Genomic DNA, 4,686 nt, shown 5'->3' with positions numbered 1-4,686 from the left:
TCGCCATCAGCGCACTGCACAAGGGCCGTCCCGAAACCCACACCACCACCACCGCCCTCGCCACCCTCCACACCCACGGCCACCCCGTCACCTGGCCGATCCCCACCCCCTCCGGCACCACCGACGCCACCGACCTGCCCACCTACCCCTTCCAACGCCGCCGCTACGCCCTGGAGGTCGGCTCCGGGCGCGGCGACGTGGCCGGGGCCGGGCTCAGCGCCGCCGCTCACCCGCTGCTCGCAGCCATCGTCGAACTGCCCGACGAAGGCGTGGTGTTCACGGGCCGGCTGGCGCTCCAGGCGCAGTCCTGGCTGGCCGACCACCGCATTCTCGACTCGGTGCTGCTGCCGGGGACCGCCTTCGTCGAGCTGGCCCTGCACGCCGCCGGGCAGCTCCGCGGCGAGCACCGGGTGGACGAGCTGGTGCTGCACCGCCCGCTGGTGCTGGGCGAGCAGGACTCCGTCCAGCTGCGGGTCCGGATCGGCCTGCCCGACCAGGACGGCGGCCGTTCGCTGACGGTGCACTCCCGCCCCGCCGCTGGGGACGAGGAGGCGATCGCCTGGACCCGGCACGCGTCCGGCGTGCTGCGTCCGGCCGAGACGGCGGAGGAGGTCGCGGGCCGGGCCCTGCCGACCGCCTGGCCGCCGACCGGTGCCACCCCGGTGGCGACGGAGCACCTGTACGCGGGTCTGGCGGACCTCGGGCTGGGGTACGGCCCCTCGTTCCAGGGTCTGCGGGCCGTCTGGCGACACGGCGAGGAGCTGTACGCCGAGGTCGTGCTCCCGGCGGAAACCGCCCCCGCCGCCGACGAGTTCGGCCTGCACCCCGCTCTGCTGGACGCCGCGCTGCACGCACTCGTTGCGGCCAGGATCGAGGCCGGCCAGCCGCTCGACCAGGTCAAGCTGCCGTTCGCGTGGGAGCGGATCCGACTGGACGCGGCGGCCGGCCCGGAGCTGCGGGTCCGGATCTCGCCCAGCGCCCATGACGCGGACAGCGTCGCGCTGACGATCGCCGACGCGATCGGCACCCCGGTCGCCTCGGTCGGGTCGGTCACGATGCGCGCGGTGTCGGCCGACCAGCTCGCCGCGACCCCACGCACCCCGCTGCACCGGGTGGACTGGACCCCGCTGGCCGCGCCCGCCGCCACTGAGGAAGCCGCCGTCCCGGGCGAGGGCTGGGTGCTGCTCGGCTCGGACGCCGACTCCCGGCTCACCGCCACCCTACCCGGCCTCGGGCGGTCGGCGGACGCCCCCACCGTGGCGCTGCTCGACGCCACCCCCGGTTCGCTCGCTTCGGACGACCCGGAGGACCCGGTCGGCGGCTCCGCCGCGATCGACCGGAGCCGCCGACTGCTCGCCGCCGTCCAGGAGTTCCTCGCGGACGACGCCCTGGCGGGCGCGCAGCTGGTCGTGCTGACCGAGCGTGCCGCCACGACTGGGGTCGAGGATGCGGTCGAGGACCTCGCGGGTGCCGCGGCCCGCGGTCTGCTGCGGGCCGCGCAGTCGGAGAACCCGGACCGGCTGGTGTTGGTCGACCTCGACGGACACAGCGCGTCCTGGCTATTGCTGCCCACCGCGGTCGCCGCCCGGCGGCCCGAACTGGCTGTCCGCAACGGCACCTTGCTCGTTCCCCGGCTCACGGCGGCGGAGCGCCCCGGCACCCTGGCGGTGCCGGCCGAGGTGTCCGCCTGGCGGCTGGACGCCACCGCGAAGGGCACGCTCGACCACCTGGCGCTGGTCCCTGCACCGGACGCGACGGTGCCGCTGACGCCCGGCCAGGTCCGGATCTCGGTGCGCGCCGCCGGCGTGAACTTCCGCGACGTGCTGATCGCGTTGGACCTCTACCCGGGCGAGGCGCCGATCGGCGGCGAGGTTTCCGGCGTGGTGACCGAGGTCGGCCCCGAGGTGACCGGGCTGGCGCCCGGTGACCGGGTGATGGGCCTGGTCGCGGGCGCGATCGGCCCGGTCGCGGTGACCGACCGCCGCTGGCTGGTCCGGGTGCCGGCCGGCTGGTCGTTCGCCCAGGCCGCCACCGTGCCGATCACCTTCCTCACCGCCCACTACGCGCTCAACGAGCTCACCACCGTACGGCCCGGCGAGCGGGTCCTCGTGCACGCCGGCGCCGGCGGTGTGGGCATGGCCGCGATCCAGCTGGCCCGGCACCGGGGTGCGGAGGTGTTCGCCACCGCCCACCCGGCCAAGTGGCCGGTGCTGCGCGGGCTCGGGCTGGACGACGCGCACCTGGCCTCCTCCCGCGACCTGGACTTCGAGCAGCGCTTCGGGGCCGACGGCGCGCCACTGGACGTCGTGCTCAACTCGCTGGCGGGCGAATTCGTCGACGCCTCACTGCGGCTGCTCGGGCCGGACGGACGCTTCATGGAGATGGGCAAGGCGGACATCCGCGACGCCGCCGAGGTCGCGGCCGCCCACCCCGGGATCGTCTACCGCCCGTTCGACCTGACCGAGGCCGACCCGGACCACGTCCAGCGGATGCTCCTCGCACTTGTCGACCTGTTCGACGCGGGCGTGCTCCACCCCCTGCCGCTGCGCGCGCTGGACGTACGGCACGCCCCGCAGGCCTTCCGGCACATCCAGCAGGCCCGGCACGTCGGCAAGGTCGTCCTGGGACTGCCGCGCGACCTGGACCCGGACGGCACGGTGCTGATCACCGGCGGCACCGGCACGCTCGGCGGCCTGCTCGCCCGGCACCTGGTGACCCGGCACGGCGTGCGCCGACTGCTGCTCACCAGCCGGCGCGGGGCCGACGGCGCGCAGGAACTGCTCTCCGAACTGACCGGGCTCGGGGCCGAGGTCGAGGTCGCCGCGGTCGACGCGGCCGACCGCCGGGGCCTGGCCGAGCTGCTGGCCGCCGTCCCGGCCGACCGGCCGCTGACCGCCGTCGTGCACGCGGCCGGTGTGGTGGACGACGCCATGGTGTCCGCCCTGACGCCGGAGCGGCTGGACGCCGTGATGCGGCCCAAGGCCGTCGGCGCCTGGAACCTGCACGAGCTGACCCGCGGCACCGACCTGGCCGCCTTCGTGCTGTTCTCCTCGGCCGCCGGTGTCCTGGGCTCGCCCGGCCAGGGCAACTACGCCGCCGCCAACAGCTATCTCGACGCGCTCGCCCAGTACCGGCGCTCCCAGGGCCTGCCGGCGGTCTCGCTCGCCTGGGGCCTGTGGGAGGAGCGCAGCGCGATCACCGGATCGCTCACCGACCAGGACCGGGCCCGGATGCGGGACTCCGGCGTCCTGCCGCTCGCGACCGAGCAGGCGCTCGGCCTGCTCGACCGGGCGCTCAGCGGCGAGGAGGCCGGCGTCGTGCCGGTCGCCCTGTACCTGCCGGCGCTGCGGGCCAGGGCCGCCACCGGAGCGGTGCCGGAACTGCTGCTCGGCCTGGTCGGCACGCCCGCGCGCCGGGTGGCCGGCGGCTCCGGGGCGCCGCTCGCCCGGCAGCTGGCCGGGCTGGCCGAACCCGAGCAGCTGCGGCTGCTGCTGGAGCTGATCCGCGGCCACATCGCGGCCGTGCTGGGGCACTCCGGGCAGGAGGCGATCGATCCGGAGCGGCCGTTCCAGCAGCTCGGCTTCGACTCGCTGACCGCCGTGGAGTTCCGCAACCGGCTGGCGGCCTCGGTCGGCACCCGGCTGCCCACCACACTGGTCTTCGACTACCCGACGCCGGCCGCGATGGCCGGGCACCTGCGCGAGCTGCTGGTCGACCAGGCCGCGCCGACCGTCGCAGTCCGGGCCGTCACCGGGCCGATGGAGGGCGACCCGATCGCGATCGTCGGCATGGGCTGCCGCTACCCCGGCGGCGCGAACTCCCCGGCGGGGCTCTGGCGGGTGGCGTCCGAGGGCATCGACACCATCGGCGAGTTCCCCACCGGGCGCGGCTGGAACCTGGACGAGCTGTACGACCCGGACCCGGCCGCGGCGGGCAAGACGTACACCCGCCAGGGCGGCTTCGTCTACGACGCGGACCGGTTCGACGCCGAGTTCTTCGGCATCAGCCCGCGTGAGGCCAGCGCGATGGACCCGCAGCAGCGACTGTTGCTGGAGGTGTCCTGGGAGGCGATGGAGCGGGCCGGCCTCGACCCGCAGTCGCTGCGCGGCAGCCGTACCGGTGTGTTCGCCGGCGTGGCCGGGGTGGGGTACGGCGCGAACGCGTTCAACAGCGCCGAGGCGATGGAGGGCTACCTTCTGACCGGCACCACCACCAGCGTCGCGTCCGGCCGGATCTCCTACACCTTCGGCTTCGAGGGTCCGGCGATCACCGTCGACACCGCGTGCTCCTCCTCGCTGGTGGCGATGCACCTGGCCGTCCAGTCGCTGCGAGGCGGCGAGTGCTCGCTCGCCCTGGTGGGCGGCGCGGCTGTGCTGGCCACGCCCGGGCTGTTCATCGAGTTCAGCCGCCAGCGCGGCCTGGCGCCGGACGGGCGGTGCAAGCCGTTCGCCGGTGCCGCCGACGGCACGGCGTGGGGCGAGGGAGCCGGTGTCATCCTGCTGGAACGGCTCTCCGAGGCCCATGCCAACGGGCACCGGGTGCTCGCGGTGATCCGCGGCTCGGCGGTCAACCAGGACGGCGCCAGCAACGGGCTCACCGCCCCCAACGGGCCCTCGCAGCAGCGGGTGATCCGGGCCGCGCTCGCCGACGCCCGACTGACTCCCGCCCAGGTCGACGTGGTCGAGG

The 4,686-nt window shown here is 75.5% G+C and carries 1 protein-coding gene; it reads left to right on the top strand.

Features of this window, described 5'->3' with window-relative positions; all coding sequences use genetic code 11:
* The coding region (locus ABZW30_RS46530; protein ID WP_355677414.1) for an SDR family NAD(P)-dependent oxidoreductase at positions 1 to 4,686 on the top strand (4,686 nt) is incomplete at both ends.

The organism is Kitasatospora sp. NPDC004669 (genome assembly GCF_040609455.1).
Classification (GTDB): domain Bacteria; phylum Actinomycetota; class Actinomycetes; order Streptomycetales; family Streptomycetaceae; genus Kitasatospora.
The sequence above is the reverse complement of the archived record's forward strand: the minus strand, read 5'-3'. Positions and strand labels throughout refer to the sequence as shown.